Origin of the sequence: Pedobacter lusitanus, from assembly GCF_040026395.1 — a bacterium.
GTDB lineage: Bacteria > Bacteroidota > Bacteroidia > Sphingobacteriales > Sphingobacteriaceae > Pedobacter > Pedobacter lusitanus.
The window spans coordinates 4,629,674-4,645,902 of record NZ_CP157278.1; the positions used below are offsets into that span (position 1 = coordinate 4,629,674).

Consider the following 16,229-nt stretch of genomic DNA (forward strand, 5'->3'; position numbering starts at 1 on the left):
TTATAAGAATTTATTTAATGCATCCAGATAAGCATCGGCTGATGCCTTAACAATATCGGTGCTGAATCCGTATCCTAAATAAGACCGTTCTTCGAAAATAACTCTCATATTTACTTTACTGGTATCATCGCTACCACCATGCATCGCCTGAATGGTAAACTCTTTTAACTGAATATCTTTACCAATTATGGTCTCAATAGCTTTAATAGTTGCATTAACCGGGCCATTTCCTTCAGCTTTTGCTTCCTTCTCCTGACCTTCATGTTCTAATTTTACTATGGCAACAGGGAGTTGTGAATCTCCGCAAACCACATGCAGAGAGTTCAGTTTATATCCATTTTTATAGGTATGTTCTTCTCCGTCACTCATTAATGATAATAAATCATCATCAGAGATTTCCAGTTTCTGATCTGCAAGAAGAAGAAATTTCTCATAAACCTGATCCAGATTGATTTTTTCAATCACATAACCCAGTCTTTCCAAATGATGTTTTAAAGCATGACGTCCGCTTCTGGCTGTCAATATAATTCCTGCAGAGTCAATTCCAACATCTTCAGGATTAATGATCTCATAATTCTCTCTGTGTTTAAGGAAACCATCCTGATGAATACCTGAACTATGTGCAAAAGCATTTTGTCCAATAATTGCTTTGTTAGGTTGAACTGGCATTCTCATCATACGACTCACTTTAGCACTGATTTCACTGAAGTGTTTGGTATTGATATTGGTTTTCAGGTTCAGCGCATGATGTGTTTTTAAAACCATAGCTACTTCTTCCAATGCAGTATTTCCGGCACGTTCACCAATACCGTTAATGGTACATTCTACCTGGCGTGCACCATTAATTACCCCGGCTAAAGTATTAGCTGTAGCCAAACCTAAATCATTGTGGCAATGCACAGAGATAATTGCCTGATCTATATTTTTAACATGCTGTTTAAGATACAGGATTTTTGATCCGTATTGCTCAGGCAAACAATATCCATTAGTATCCGGGATATTTACAACAGTTGCACCTGCAGCAATTACAGCCTCAACCATCTGAGCTAAAAATGCATTATCTGCACGACCCGCATCTTCTGCGAAAAACTCTATATCCTCTACAAATCGCTTTGCATATTTTACAGCTTCAACTGCACGTTCCAGAATATCTTCGCGTGTACTGTTGAATTTGTATTTGATATGCATATCTGAGGAGCCTATTCCAGTATGTATCCTCGGGTGTTTAGCATATTGTAAAGCTGCTACTGCAGAATCGATATCCTTTCTGTTTGCTCTGGTCAGTGCGCAAATAATTGGTTCCCGAACTGCTTTTGATAATTCCACCACGCTCTGGAAATCACCAGGACTGGAAATTGGAAAACCAGCTTCAATCACATCCACACCAAGTGCTTCCAGTGCTTTTGCAATTTCTATTTTTTCTGGAGTAGAAAGCTGGCAGCCCGGAACCTGTTCTCCGTCACGAAGGGTGGTGTCAAATACGTAAACTCTATTAGGATCGTGTAGCATAGTTTTTTTAATTTGAATAAGTTTGTTGTGTGATGAATTTTAAGACGAGTTTACCCATATCCTGAGTACCTAATACTTTGTATGGGCTGGTTGTATCGTCTGCGATGTCACTGGTTCTGTAGCCATCTTTTAATACGCTGTCAACAGCCGAAATAATCAACTGCGCTTCTTCTTTCAAGCCGAAACTGATTTCCAGCATCAAAGCAGCAGAAAGGATAGAGGCCAGCGGATTAGCCAGGTCTTTGCCAGTAATGTCATGTGCTGAGCCATGAATAGGTTCGAAAAATCCGGTTCCGTCTCCAACAGATGCCGAAGCCAGCATACCCATTGAACCTGCTATTTGTGAAGCCTCGTCAGTTAATATATCGCCAAACAGATTTGCGGTTAAAACTACGTCAAACTGTTTGGGGTCTTTAATTAGTTGCATGGCAGCATTATCCACGAATAAGTGCTGAGTCTCGACTTCAGGATATTGTTTAGCTATTTCCTGAACGGTCTCTCTCCATAATCTGGAACTTTCCAGTACGTTTGCCTTATCTACTGAACATAATTTACGGCCACGCTGCATGGCTGCTTCGTAAGCTTTATGGGCAATACGTTCTACTTCGTATTTATGATAAATCATCAGATCAGATGCGGTGTTTTTATCTTCGGATCTGGTTTTTTCGCCGAAATAAACATCACCTGTCAGTTCTCTGAAGAACAGGATGTTCGTACCTCTAAGAATATGAGCTTTAATACTTGATGCATTTAATAATTCATCGAATAACAAAATAGGACGCAGGTTAGCATAAAGTCCCAGTTCTTTGCGGATTTTAAGCAGACCTTGTTCAGGACGTACTTTTAAAGAAGGATCATTATCATATTTCGCATGACCTACGGCGCCAAACAGGATAGCATCACTCTTTTTTGCTTTCTCCAGGGTATCATCCGGCAGAGGAGTACCGGTAGCTTCAATTGCTGCATGTCCCATCAATGCTTCATCAAAGAGAAATTCATGATCAAAACTAGCTGCAATTTGTTCCAGTACAGCTTTCCCCCATTGGGTAACTTCGGGTCCGATACCATCTCCTGGTATAACTAATATATTTTTCTTCATTTTACTAAACGCTTTCTAATATGTTTTCTACGGATTTTACTTCGCCGTTTTCTAATAAAATTCTTTTCTCTATACATGCAGGCAGCTGCGATTCAAAATGGCCGACATAAATCAGCGTTGTACCATTCTGACATAATTCATCTACCAGTTTGTTGAAATACTGTGTTTGCTGCTGATCCAGACCCTGACAAGGTTCATCCAGGATTAACAGCTCTGGGTTTTTGATAATAGTGCGGGCTAGAAAAGCAAGTCTCTGTTTACCCAGTGGGAGCTGATTGAGCAGCACATCCTGATATTCCGTTAATCCGAAATAGCTGATCAGTTCTGCAGCCTGAGTCTTTTTTGTATAATCAGGTTCACGGAATAAACCAGAACTATCAAAAAAACCAGAGATTATACTTTGTCTGACAGTCGCCAGAGGATCAAAATACCAGTGTAATTCTGGTGAGATTAATCCAATACGTTTTTTAATATCCCAGATACTTTCACCACTACCTCTTTTGTTACCGAACAAATGAAGATCATTGGCATAGGCCTGGGGATGATCGCCGGTAATCAAACTTAATAAGGTTGATTTGCCAGATCCATTAGGTCCCTGAAGCAGCCATTTTTCTCCGGCTTTAACTTCCCAGCTGATATCTTTTAATACCTGTTTTTCTCCGTAACTGATATTTACATTCACCATCCTGATAATGTTTTCAGCCGATGAAACAGGAGTTTCAGTTAAAAAATCAGGAATTGATTTAGCCTCTTCTTTATCATATTCCTGCAGATGTTCATCAGCAGAGATCTCTACCAGTTTACCTGTTTTGATGGCTGCAAAACGATGTACCGCTGAAGGTAATTCCTTATCATTGCTGATCAGGATCAACTGCGTCCCAGCTGCGGTAATAGCTTCAAACAGATCATTCAGCTTGTGCCGGGAAAGTTTATCCAGTCCATTATAGGGCTGGTCTATAATTAACAACTGAGGTTTAAGCCATAAAGCACTAACCAGCTGTAATTTTTTATGCTCTCCACTTGACAGCTGAATTAGAGTGGAATCCAGTAAATCAGAAAAGCCCAGAGCAGCTAAAAGTTTTTCGGCTTCGCTGAACTGAAGCTGATGTTTTTTACCATAATTTTCTAATTCAAACTTTACGGTAGCGGTAGTTTCCGTTGCCTGTTTATTGTAACGTTGCTGATAATAGAAATTTGACTGACCTTCCAGATCTTTAAACTGATACCAGTTTGCTACATAATGTACAAGAGGAGGTAAGCTGCTCTGCGGATCAAAATTGACTTCAATATCACCCTGGAATCTGACCAGACCTGCAATTGCCTTGGCTAATGATGTTTTGCCACTCCCGCTTATCCCACGTAATAACCAGTTTTCCTTACGGTTGATAACCCAGTTCAAATCCTGCAGCACCAGTTTATTGTGGTACTTCAGATTCAGGTTGGCGATATTTACGATGGGTTGTGACATTATTTTGCTTGCTCGAATTCTTCTATCAAATGTTTCTGGTTTAAGATAAAATCGATGTCATCATAACCGTTAATCAGACATGATTTTTTATAGGCGTTAATTTCAAAATCAGCTTTCTCTCCCGTGTCTTTGATTGTCACAGTCTGATTTTCAAGATCTACATCCAGCTGAGCTTTGTGATTTTTGCTCACTGCTGTATAAATAGCAGATAAGAAATCATCGCTAACCTGGATAGGTAAGAGACCATTGTTCAACGCATTTCCTTTGAAGATATCTGCAAAGAAGCTGCTGATTACCACATCGAAACCTGCATCCTGAATAGCCCATGCTGCATGTTCACGACTACTGCCGCAACCAAAGTTTTTTCCTGCTACTAAAATCTGCCCGTTATAAGTTGGATCATTCAGTACAAAATCCGGTTTAGGCGTATTATCACCATTATAACGCCAGTCACGGAACAGGTTTTCGCCAAAACCTTCACGGGTAGTCGCCTTTAAAAACCTGGCCGGAATGATCTGGTCAGTATCGATGTTTTCTATATTTAATGGCACAATTGCCGATATTAATCTTTCGAATTTTTTCATTGGTATATAAAGATTTTTAACGGTAATGAAGCTATCATGTGCTATCCGATTATATTCATTTCGGCTGTTCTGCTGCACATGATGGTTTCATCATCAGGTATGGTTTGTCTAAGCCTCAGTTAACATTTCTCTTACATCAGTAATTCTACCAGTAACAGCAGCAGCAGCGGCGGTTAAAGGACTTACCAGTAAAGTTCTTGCATCAGGACCCTGGCGACCTTCAAAATTTCTGTTCGAAGTAGAAACACAGTATTTTCCTGCCGGGATTTTATCTTCATTCATACCCAGGCAGGCACTGCATCCTGGCTCGCGAAGCTGAAAACCAGCTTGTTCAAAAATCCTGTCCAGACCTTCGTTTTTAGCTTGTTGTTCCACTTGTTTTGAACCAGGTACAATCCAGACAGTTACGTTTTCTGCCTTTTGTTTCCCTTTTACAAATTCTGCTACTTCCCGTAAATCTTCAATACGTGAATTGGTACAGCTACCAATAAAAACATAATCAACAGGTTTTCCGATTAATGATGAATCATCTTCAAATCCCATGTAATCAAGTGCTTTCTGATACGATAATTGCTCTTTATCAGGTTGTGAAGTTGTTGAAGGGATATTTTCCTGAATACCCATACCCATACCCGGATTTGTTCCGTAAGTAATCATCGGGGCAATATCTTCTGCTTTGAAAGTTAATACACTATCAAATTTTGCGTCAGCATCACTGTATAAGGTTTTCCAGTAGCTAAGTGCTTTATCCCACTCCGCACCGGCCGGAGCAAACTCTCTGCCTTTAACATAATCGAAAGTAGTCTGGTCAGGAGCGATTAAACCACCTCTGGCACCCATTTCTATACTCATATTACAGATAGTCATTCTGGCTTCCATACTTAAAGCCTCGATTGCCGAACCTGCATATTCAATAAAATAACCGGTACCACCAGCTGCAGATATTTTAGAGATGATATATAAAATGATGTCCTTAGCAGACACACCTTTTCCTAAAGTACCGTTAACCTCAATTTTCATGGTCTTAGGTTTTTGCTGTAATAAACATTGCGTTGCAAAAACCTGTTCTACCTGCGAAGTACCTATACCAAATGCAATAGCACCAAAAGCTCCGTGAGTTGAGGTATGGCTATCACCACAAACCATAGTTTTGCCTGGCAGGGTAATTCCCAGCTCAGGGCCGATAACATGAACAATTCCCTGAAAAGGGTGCCCAAGACCATACAGTTCTATACCGAATTCTGCACAGTTTTTTGTCAGCATGTCTACCTGGTAACGTGAAAGTTCTTCTTTGATCGGCAATAACTGATCAATAGTTGGTACATTATGGTCTGCAGTAGCCACAGTTTGCTGCGGACGGAAAACAGGTAAACCTCTTTTGCGTAAACCATCGAAAGCCTGAGGAGAAGTCACCTCGTGTATTAAGTGTGTATCAATATATAGAATATCAGGAAATCCTGGTTCGCTTTTTACAACGTGCGCATCCCATATTTTTTCTACTAATGTTTTTGACATCTTATGATTGTTTTTGTAAACCTCTCAGGTTATTGGCCCAAGAGGTTTTGTATTATTCTTATACTGTTTTAATCGATTTCATTGCAGTCATTGCTTTTCTTAACTCAGCTCCGATAGTTTCAACCTGATGAGAGCGGATTACTTCATTCACTGCAATCAGAGCTCTGTTATCTACAGAACCATCTTTACCTTCATTAAAGTTTTTACCGATCAGGTCAGTATCCACATGCTTCATGAAATCTGCCAGTAACGGTTTGCAGGCATGATCAAATAAATAGCAGCCATATTCTGCAGTATCAGAGATTACTCTGTTCATTTCAAATAATTTCTTACGGGCAATCGTATTGGCAATCAGCGGAGTTTCATGTAATGACTCATAATAAGCAGATTCTGGTTTAATTCCTGCCTCAACCATAGTTTCAAAAGCCAGTTCAACACCTGCTCTGATAAAAGCAACCATTAATAAAGCATGATCGAAATATTCCTGTTCACCAATTTTGACATTACCTGCAGGTGTTTTCTCAAAAGCAGTTTCGCCGGTAGCTGCACGCCAAGCCAGTAAATTTTTATCTCCTGCTGCCCAATCTTCCATCATGATACGACTGAATTCACCACTCATAATATCATCCTGATGCTTTTGAAACAATGGACGCATGATGGTTTTTAATTCTTCAGAGAGCTCAAATGCTTTAATCTTGGCCACATTGCTCAATCTGTCCATCATTGCGGTGATTCCACCTTGTTTTAAAGCTTCAGTGATTACTTCCACACCGTATTGTACCAGTCTTGAAGCATAACCTGCATCGATTCCCTTCTCAACCATTTTATCAAATGAAAGGATAGACCCAGTTTGCAGTAAACCACAAAGGATAGTCTGCTCACCCATTAAATCTGATTTCACCTCGGCTACAAAAGATGATTTTAATACACCCGCTCTGTGTCCGCCTGTTCCGGCACAATAAGCTTTTGCCTGTGCCAGACCTTTTCCTTCAGGATCATTTTCAGGGTGCACAGCGATTAAAGTTGGTACACCAAAACCTCTTACATATTCTGCTCTTACTTCACTTCCCGGACATTTAGGGGCTACCATGATCACTGTAATATCTTTACGGATCTGCATTCCTTCTTCAACAATGTTAAAACCGTGTGAGTATAATAAAGTAGCTCCTTTTTTCATTAGGGGCATAATTGCATTAACTACCGAAGTATGTTGTTTATCAGGCGTAAGATTAACTACAACATCAGCTTCTGGAACTAATTCTTCGTAAGTACCAACTGCAAAATTGTTTTCAGTAGCATTTTTCCATGAATCTCTTTTGCCTTCAATAGCTTCTTTGCGTAAAGTATAAGAAACATTTAAACCACTATCTCTTAAGTTTAAACCCTGGTTTAGTCCCTGAGCACCACAGCCTACAATGACTATTTTTTTTCCTTTTAATGCATCTACACCATCCAGGAATTCTGAACTGTCCATGAAATCACAAACACCTAACTGGTTTAATTTTTCTCTGAGAGGAAGTGTGTTAAAATAATTTGACATCGTTTATTGTTTTTTGATTTTTAAGGTTCTTTTAATTATTTGTTTGGCTAATTATTTATATCTGAAACAGATTACATGGTAAATACATTCTTTTCTTTATCAAGGAATTCATTTTCAATCACATCATGACCCGGGTCAAGACGCTCGAATTCTCTTAGTTTACTATTGAAACCTGTGCTGTCTTTGATAATAGCTACACGTGCACTTCTGACAAATTCGATCAGTCCATATGGTTGTAATACTTCGATCAGTTTATCTGTTTCGGTACGGTGACCAGTGGTTTCAAAAACTGTATAATCTTTACGGATGACCACAGCCCGGGCTCCGTTTTCACGTAGCAGACGTTCAACCAGTACTTTTTCCTGAATGGTGTCTGTTGGTACTTTGTACAGGGCAAGTTCCTGCCAGATAATATCCTCGTTGGTGTTGAAATATACTTTAAGAACTTCTACCTGTTTTTCTATCTGTCTGGCCAGTTTACGTACTACTTCTTCAGTTTCTGTAATCAGTATATTGAAACGGTGGATGTGTTCAATTTCAGAAGGAGAGACATTCAGACTTTCAATATTGATCTTTCTTCTTGAAAATATAATTGCGATACGATTAAGTATACCAATCTGATTTTCAGTGTATACCGTAATAGTAAATTCCTGTTTAGCATTTGCTGAATCTATGTCTTGAGAATTGCTCATAATCGTTAATTATTTAAGTCTGATTTCACCTACACTACAGCCCTGAGGAACCATAGGGAATACATTATGTTCTTTACTAACCATTACCTCTAAAAGGAATGATCCGGGATGCTGCAGCATTTGTTCCAGTGAGCCCACCAGGTCAGCACGTTCAGTAACTTTTTTACCTGCTATATAATAAGACTCAGCAAGTTTGACAAAATCAGGACTGGTGATGTCAACGAATGAATAGCGTTTTTCATTGAATAACTGCTGCCATTGACGTACCATGCCCAGAAACTGATTGTTAAGGATCAGTATTTTGACATCTACACCAAATTGCATAATCGTACCTAATTCCTGTAAGGTCATCTGGAATCCACCGTCGCCAATTACAGCTACAACTGTACGGTTAGGAGCACCGAATTTTGCACCTATAGCAGCAGGTAAACCAAAGCCCATAGTCCCCAGTCCACCGCTGGTCACAGTCAGACGGCTTGCGTTTAGCTTTCCATATCTGCAGGCTACCATCTGGTGCTGTCCAACATCACTTACAATTACTGCCTCACCTTTAGTTAATATATTCAGCTGATGAATAACCTCACCCATAGTTAATTCTCCGCTTTGCGGATTTAATTCTGGTTCAATCAGGTCTTCTTTTTCAATTTTTTCAAATGCTTTAAATTCAGCTAACCATTCAGGATGTGTTTTTTCAGTAACCAGTTTGGTCAGCAGGGGAAGGGTTTCTTTGCAATCTCCCCAAACAGGTACATCAGCTTTTACATTTTTATCGATCTCAGCCGGATCAATATCCAGATGTACAACTTTTGCCTGTTTAGCATATTTATCCAGACGACCAGTTACACGATCGTCAAAACGCATCCCGATAGCAATCAATACATCACATTCATTGGTTTGTACATTCGGTCCGTAATTGCCGTGCATACCAAGCATACCTACATTCAGGGGATGATCTGTTGGAATAGCGCCGGCCCCCAGAATGGTCCAGGCTGCCGGAATACCACTTTTTTCTACAAAAGCCTGAAATTCAGCTTCTGCATTACCTAATGAGACTCCCTGTCCGAACAGAATAAAAGGCTTTTTGGCACTATTGATTAAGGCAGCAGCCTGCTCAATATATTCGTTTCTTATAATTGGTTTCGGACGATAACTGCGGATATGAGTACAAGGGGTATAACCTTCATAATCAAACAGCTGCATCTGAGCATTCTTGGTAATATCAATTAATACCGGTCCTGGTCTTCCGCTTCTGGCGATATAAAATGCTTTTGCCAGTGCAGCAGGTATTTCATTGGCATCAGTGACCTGGTAGTTCCATTTGGTTACTGGTGTAGTAATGTTGATTACATCAGTTTCCTGAAAAGCATCAGTACCTAAAAGATGAGCAAATACCTGTCCGGTGATACACACCAGAGGAGTACTGTCTATCTGGGCATCGGCCAGTCCGGTAACCAGATTGGTTGCTCCGGGGCCACTGGTTGCGAAAACAACACCGACTTTACCGGAAGTGCGGGCAAAACCCTGAGCTGCGTGTGTCGCGCCCTGCTCATGTCTTACCAATATGTGATTTAACTTTTCTTTATAATCATAAATTGCATCATAGATAGGCATGATGGCTCCACCGGGATATCCGAAAATAGTTTCGGTTCCTTCGGCAATTAATCCTTCGAGCAAGGCTACAGAACCTGTTACCTGTTTGGTTTCTTTAGGTGCTGCAGGGGTGGTAGTTACCTCTTGTAATGTGTCCATTTTATTTGCTTTTAATTTGGGGCCTTGGTTAATTAATCAGTGTAGGCGTCTGTAACACAGCCTTCACTTGCGTTGCTTACTTGTTTCAGATACTTATAAAGGACGCCGCTTTTGACGGGTGGTGGTAACTGTTTCCATTCGGATCTTCTTTGTGCAAGTTCCTCGTCAGAAATATTTAATTGAATTGTGTTTGTAACCGCATCAATAGTGATAATATCGTTATCTCTAACCAGTCCGATATTTCCTCCATCCCAGGCTTCCGGTGTAATATGGCCTACTACAAAACCATGTGTACCTCCAGAGAAGCGTCCATCTGTAATTAACGCAACTGATTTACCTAAACCCGCACCTATAATTGCAGAAGTTGGTTTTAACATTTCCGGCATTCCGGGAGCTCCTTTAGGACCGACATTGGTGATCACTACAACATCACCACGCTGAACTTTTCCACTTTGAATTCCTGCAATTAGTTTTTGCTCTCCTTCAAATACACGGGCAGGGCCCTCAAATCTTTCTCCTTCTTTACCGCTGATTTTGGCTACTGCCCCTTTTTCGGCAAGATTACCATAAAGCATTTGCAGGTGTCCTGTGCTTTTTAATGCATGTGTTACCGGGAAAATTACCTTCTGTTCCTCAAAATTCAGATCTGCAGCTTCGGCTACGTTTTCTGCTATGGTTTTACCAGTAACGGTCATACAATCGCCATGGATCAGTCCAACTTTTAACAGATATTTTAAGACAGCCGGAATACCACCTATCTCATGCACATCTTCCATCAGATACTGTCCACTTGGTTTTAAATCAGCCAGCACCGGTGTATTATCACTTATACGCTGGAAATCTTCCAGTTTTAAAGTTAAGCCTACAGATTTTGCCATGGCAATCAAATGCAATACAGCATTAGTCGAACCACCTAATACCATGACAGTTACTATAGCATTGTGAAATGCTTTTTCCGTCATGATGTCTGATGGTAAAATGTTTTTTTCTAACAGTACTCTGATGGCTATTCCTGCATTCAGACATTCCTGTTTTTTCTCCTCACTCAATGCCGGATAAGATGAGCTGTAAGGTAAGCTCATCCCTAAAGCTTCAATAGCAGAGGCCATTGTATTAGCGGTATACATTCCGCCACAGGCACCTGCACCGGGACATGTATGGCGGATGATACCCTGATAATCTTCTTCAGATAAATTACCTGCTAATTTCTCACCTAATGCTTCAAAAGCCGAGACTATATTCAGTGATTTTCCTTTGTATTTTCCGGAGTGGATACTACCTCCGTAAACCATAATCGAAGGTCTGTTCAAACGTCCCATAGCCATGATTGATCCGGGCATGTTTTTATCGCATCCAGGGATGGTAATCAGGCCGTCATAGTATTGTCCGCCGCAAATTGTTTCAATAGAGTCTGCAATTACATCTCTGGATACCAATGAATAACGCATTCCTTCAGTACCATTGGACATGCCATCACTGACTCCAATAGTTCCAAAGGTTAAACCGACCATTTCATTTTTCCACACGCCGTCTTTAACAATTTTAGCCAAATCATTTAAGTGCATATTACAGGTGTTTCCATCATAACCCATGCTGGCAATACCCACCTGAGCTTTCTGCATATCTTCTGTAGTCAGACCAATACCGTACAACATAGCCTGTGCGCCTGGTTGGGTAGGATCTTGTGTGAAAACTTTGCTGTAGCGGTTCAATTCTGGTGTTTGTGACATCTTCTAGTTTTATGGTTTTTGTTATATGATTACTTCGTAGTTTTGTTTCTCTAATACCAATGCTTTATAGGTACGCTGTAAGGTTGCCCCTAAACTCTCTGTCCAGATTGCAGGGAAAGTGACGTCATCTACAGACGCAATTCCGGCAATTTCTACCGCTGTTCCGCAGAAGAAAGCACTGTCAGCATTTTTCAAATCATCAACCGATAAGTGCTTTTCAATACATTCTATATCAAGTGTTTTACATAATCTGAGAACCGTTGCTCTGGTTATGCCTGCTAAGATATTTCCCAGTGGGGGAGTATATAACCTGCCATTTTTCTCGATGAAGATGTTAGCTCCCGGGGCTTCAGCAATGTTATTATTCATATCCAGCAGAATGGCCTCATCAAAGCCTTTACTTTTTGCTTCAGTTGTGGCCAGTATAGAATTCACATAATGACCGCTGGCTTTGGCTTCAACATGAGTTGATTTTGGATTTGGTCTCTGATACGTTGAAACACAGGCTTTTTGCAGTTGTGTTCCAAGATATGCTCCCCATTCCCATGCGCAGATCAGGATCGAAACTTCTGTTGCCGCAGAAAGAGTCATATTAGGTGCGCAATACACTAAAGGACGGATATAAGCGTCTTTTATGTTGTTCTTTTCCAGTAATTTATAGGTTTGTTTAATCAGTTCGTTTTTGTCGAATGGAAAAGGAATATGCATCAATTCTGCAGAACGTTGCAGGCGGTCATAATGCTCTTTTGCTTTAAATATTCTGGTTCCGTTATGCGTATTGTACGCACGGATACCTTCAAAAACTGCATAGCCATAATGTAAAGATTGGCTATACAAACTTGTTTTGGCTTCTGCGGCCTTGATAAACTTCCCGTTTAAGTAAAGGACTGTGGCTGAATCGTAGTATTGCATTTTGTTTTTGTTTCGGTTGTTCGGTTTTGCTCTCATTAAAAAAGCGCCTCTGTTGGGAGGCGCTTGCGGATATTTTTGTAGGTTAAATATTCATTTACAGCGCCTTAGTCTCCTGAAGAATCAGCAGAATAATTAGGTTAATAATGACATTAATTTGCGCTTTGAATAAACCTTTCATTTCTTAGTTTTTTTGTTTGCTTTATATAAATACAATTTAGTTCTTGCTTTACAGACTGTCAATAGCAGATTGAAAATAAATGAAAAAAAATATTTGATATAATATTTATGAATATTCAATATAAAATTTGGTGCAAAATGCATTTAACCTTTCTAATGGTGGTGTCATCTATACCGAATATGATTTCGGTATTTGGTATAGGTTTTATGCTTGCATCATAATTTTGAAGAAATTCTGCTTAAAATCTTGAAAAGTGCTGAGAAATTCAAAAAAATATACTGGATTACCGGTAGCTAAAAAGTGATTTTTTGACTGTCTTTTTCTTGAAAATTATGGTGTTACCGTAATGATTTATGAATAACTGTTCAGGATTGCACACCTGGCTGTCCGATAACGTACTGTATTTCTCTGTAATAAGCTGTTTACGGTGTGTATTCCAGCAGTTTTGTTATGGCATAAAGTTAGTGTCCTGTGGATTTTAACTCCTATATTAACTATAGCAAATCAGGCATGTATAAACTCGCTTTAAAAATCGCATGGCGGAATCTCTGGAAAAACAAAGTCTTTTCATTGATTAATATAGGTGGACTGGCGATCGGCCTTGCCAGTTGTCTGCTTCTGTTATTATATGTGAATTACGAGTGGAGCTTCGACAAGCAATTTAAAAATATCAACCGGATATACTCAGTTTATGAAAATGACCGGATGAGTGATAAGGTTACGACTAACCGTTCATATGCTACTCCCAGTCAACTGGCTGCCACTGCTCAGCAAACCATACCCGGAATTGAATATGTCTGTCGCCTGGTTGAGGGAGGTGGTCTGCTGAACTACAAGAATAACAGTTTCAATAAAAAGATCATCTACACTGATCCTTCCTTTCTGAAAATGTTCGATTATCAATTTATCAAAGGAGATCCGGTTACTGCTTTATCTTCCCCTGGTTCCGTATTGATTACCGAAGAAACGGCAAAGGTGTTTTTTGGCGATGAAGAACCCATTGGTAAAACCCTGAAATTTGATAATCGAGTTCCTTTAACCGTGACCGCTGTGATTAAAAATTTGCCCGTAAATCAGAGTTACCGGTTTGACTTACTATCCACCTGGTCTTTTTTAGAAAAAGAACAGCCCTATTTAAAACGTATGGATTGGAGTGACGGGGCATTAAATACACTCATTCAGCTTAAAGACAAGAGTTCATTTGCAGCAGCAGATACGCAGATGAGAAAGATCTTTATGCAAAAGCAGAATGGAGCAAAATACATTGAGTTTTTTCTTTTCCCGTTTGAGAAAAACCATTTATATACTTCTTTTGAAAATGGTAAACTGGTTGGAGGTGGTATCGATCAGGTGAAATTATACCTGATACTTGCAGCCTCTGTTCTTTTTATCGGATGTATAAATTATATGAACCTGTCTACCGCACGTTCCGAAAAAAGAGCCAGAGAGGTAGGCGTCCGAAAAAGTCTAGGCTCATCCCGCCGGGCAATTATCTGGCAATTCCTGGCTGAATCTTTACTACTGTCTTCTCTGGCAATGGTTATAGCATTTATCCTGCTTGAAATCTCACTGCCCTATTTTAATCATCTTTTGGGAATTGAAATGTCCATCAATTACAGTTCCTATGGTATCTGGACGATTTTAATCCTGCTCATTGTTTTTACAGGATTTCTTGCTGGTAGTTACCCTGCATTTTACCTTTCTTCTTTTATGCCTGTTAAGGTCCTGAAAGGCTTCAAAGGTACTGGAGAAAACACCCTATCTATACGTAAAATGCTGGTTATAATTCAATTTGGCTTTTCTATCTGTATGATTGTTTGTGCAATAGTTGTGCATCAGCAGACCAGTTATATGCGTACTAAACCTCTGGGTTTTAATAAAGACAACCTGGTTCAATTATGGAGACCCGGAGCTCTACGTGATGCTCATAAGCTGGATCTTTTTAAGGCCGAATTAATGAAGTCGGGAGCTATAGTCGCTGCTACAGAAACAGCAAACGGAGTAACAAATAATGCTGTGAGTACCGAAAAAATCAGATGGCCGGAACAGCAGAAAGATGAGCAGATAAAAATGCAGCTTCATTTTTCAGGGTATGATTTTGCTAAAACTATTGGAACAGAAATGCTTGTTGGGCGGGATTTTAATCAGGCATTTGGCAATGACACTTTATCAGTGGTGTTGAATGAGACCGCGGTGAAAACAATGAATCTTAAGAATCCGATAGGGGCGAAGATCAGAAATGATGATTGGGGCAGAACCTTTACGGTTATTGGAATAATCAAAGATTATGTATACTCGTCATTAGGGGCAAAGGTAGAACCGTCATTGTATTTTTACAGAACCGATGAAGTGGTTAATGTGATTGTCCTGCGTCTTAATCCTGCGATGAACATGACCTCATCTATCGAAAAAATAAAAGCATTAAGTCTGAAAATCAATCCGGGTTATCCATTAGAAATAACATTTGTTAGTCAGCGGATGGCAGAAAAGCTCCAGAACGAAAAAGTATTGAGTATACTTTCCAAAATATTTGGTGGTTTTGCCATCTTCATTTCCTGTCTTGGATTGTTAGGGCTGGCCTTATATGTAGCAGAACAAAGGAGCAAAGAGATTAGTATCCGTAAAGTGCTGGGAGCCGATCTGAGAAATATTCTGATCCTTTTAAACAGAGATTTTATTAAGCTGGTTATTATCTCCAATTTTGTTTCCATCCCAGTAGCTTATATAGTTGCTTATCAATGGCTGCAAAAATATGATTACAGGATAGGGATCAGTTACCTGCCTTTTTTAACGGCGCTGTTATTATCTGTCTTCATTGCCATATTATCTGTAAGTCTGCAAACCTTTAAAGTGGCGAGGTCCAATCCTGCCGATGCATTGAAATACGAATAGTTTCCGGCGTTATTTCTGTAGTAACATCTGAAAATGCTGATAAAAAAAAGAGAGTACCCTTTTGGAGCACTCTCTTTTTATAAGTTATGATTAAATATTAAGCTACACCCTCAGCTAAAACAATAATCTTGTTTTTTAAAACTTCTACAACACCACCTTTAATCATAAAGGTTTGTTCTTCAGTTTTACATTTAATAATTACTGGTCCATCTTCTAAAGTTGAAATAATAGGAGCATGGTCTTTCAAAATCTGAAAAGATCCCATGGTACCCGGTACAGTAACTGCAGTTACTTCGCCTTCGTAGACTTTTTTATCTGGTGTTAATATTTCTAATGTCATATGTTGAGTGTATACGCCTTA

The 16,229-nt window shown here is 39.6% G+C and carries 12 protein-coding genes; 1 reads left to right on the top strand and 11 read right to left on the bottom strand.

The features are described from left to right. From PL_RS19665 to PL_RS19710, 10 genes are all read right to left on the bottom strand, one after another. Positions 1–1,509: a 2-isopropylmalate synthase gene (locus PL_RS19665; RefSeq protein WP_041885532.1), complete on the bottom strand. Its 1,509-nt coding sequence runs from the start codon at positions 1,507–1,509 to the stop codon at positions 1–3. A gap of 7 nt (positions 1,510–1,516) precedes the next feature. Continuing rightward, on the bottom strand, positions 1,517–2,608 hold the full coding sequence (gene leuB / locus PL_RS19670; protein ID WP_041885534.1) for a 3-isopropylmalate dehydrogenase: 1,092 nt from the start codon (positions 2,606–2,608) through the stop codon (positions 1,517–1,519). Between the two features lie 4 nt (positions 2,609–2,612). Then, complete coding sequence (locus tag PL_RS19675) at positions 2,613–4,076, bottom strand: ATP-binding cassette domain-containing protein (RefSeq protein ID WP_200890791.1); 1,464 nt, start codon at positions 4,074–4,076, stop codon at positions 2,613–2,615. After that, positions 4,076–4,660: a 3-isopropylmalate dehydratase small subunit gene (leuD, locus tag PL_RS19680; RefSeq protein WP_041885538.1), complete on the bottom strand. Its 585-nt coding sequence runs from the start codon at positions 4,658–4,660 to the stop codon at positions 4,076–4,078. Before leuD ends, PL_RS19675 begins: the two co-directional genes overlap by 1 nt. A gap of 108 nt (positions 4,661–4,768) precedes the next feature. Then, complete coding sequence (gene leuC, locus PL_RS19685; RefSeq protein WP_041885540.1) at positions 4,769–6,175, bottom strand: 3-isopropylmalate dehydratase large subunit; 1,407 nt, start codon at positions 6,173–6,175, stop codon at positions 4,769–4,771. 58 nt (positions 6,176–6,233) lie between these two features. Then, entirely contained in the window at positions 6,234–7,715 is a 1,482-nt protein-coding gene (ilvC, locus tag PL_RS19690; protein ID WP_041885542.1) for a ketol-acid reductoisomerase, read from the bottom strand. A gap of 71 nt (positions 7,716–7,786) precedes the next feature. After that, positions 7,787–8,407: an acetolactate synthase small subunit gene (gene ilvN, locus PL_RS19695; RefSeq protein ID WP_041885545.1), complete on the bottom strand. Its 621-nt coding sequence runs from the start codon at positions 8,405–8,407 to the stop codon at positions 7,787–7,789. Positions 8,408–8,416: 9 nt separating this feature from the next. Then, entirely contained in the window at positions 8,417–10,156 is a 1,740-nt protein-coding gene (gene ilvB / locus PL_RS19700; protein WP_041885546.1) for a biosynthetic-type acetolactate synthase large subunit, read from the bottom strand. Positions 10,157–10,188: 32 nt separating this feature from the next. Next, positions 10,189–11,886, bottom strand: coding sequence for a dihydroxy-acid dehydratase (ilvD, locus tag PL_RS19705; protein ID WP_041885548.1), 1,698 nt, complete (start codon positions 11,884–11,886; stop codon positions 10,189–10,191). A 21-nt stretch (positions 11,887–11,907) separates the two neighbouring features. After that, positions 11,908–12,798 (bottom strand): branched-chain amino acid transaminase, encoded by an 891-nt coding sequence (locus tag PL_RS19710; protein WP_041885587.1) that lies wholly within the window; start codon positions 12,796–12,798, stop codon positions 11,908–11,910. A 688-nt stretch (positions 12,799–13,486) separates the two neighbouring features. Between PL_RS19710 and PL_RS19715 the strand changes: the two genes are divergently transcribed. Continuing rightward, positions 13,487–15,868: an ABC transporter permease gene (locus tag PL_RS19715; RefSeq protein ID WP_041885549.1), complete on the top strand. Its 2,382-nt coding sequence runs from the start codon at positions 13,487–13,489 to the stop codon at positions 15,866–15,868. 97 nt (positions 15,869–15,965) lie between these two features. Here the strand turns inward: PL_RS19715 and atpC are convergent, their stop codons facing one another. Then, a complete protein-coding gene (atpC, locus tag PL_RS19720) occupies positions 15,966–16,208 on the bottom strand; it encodes an ATP synthase F1 subunit epsilon (protein WP_041885551.1) in 243 nt (80 codons plus the stop codon). Between the last annotated feature and the right edge of the window lie 21 nt (positions 16,209–16,229).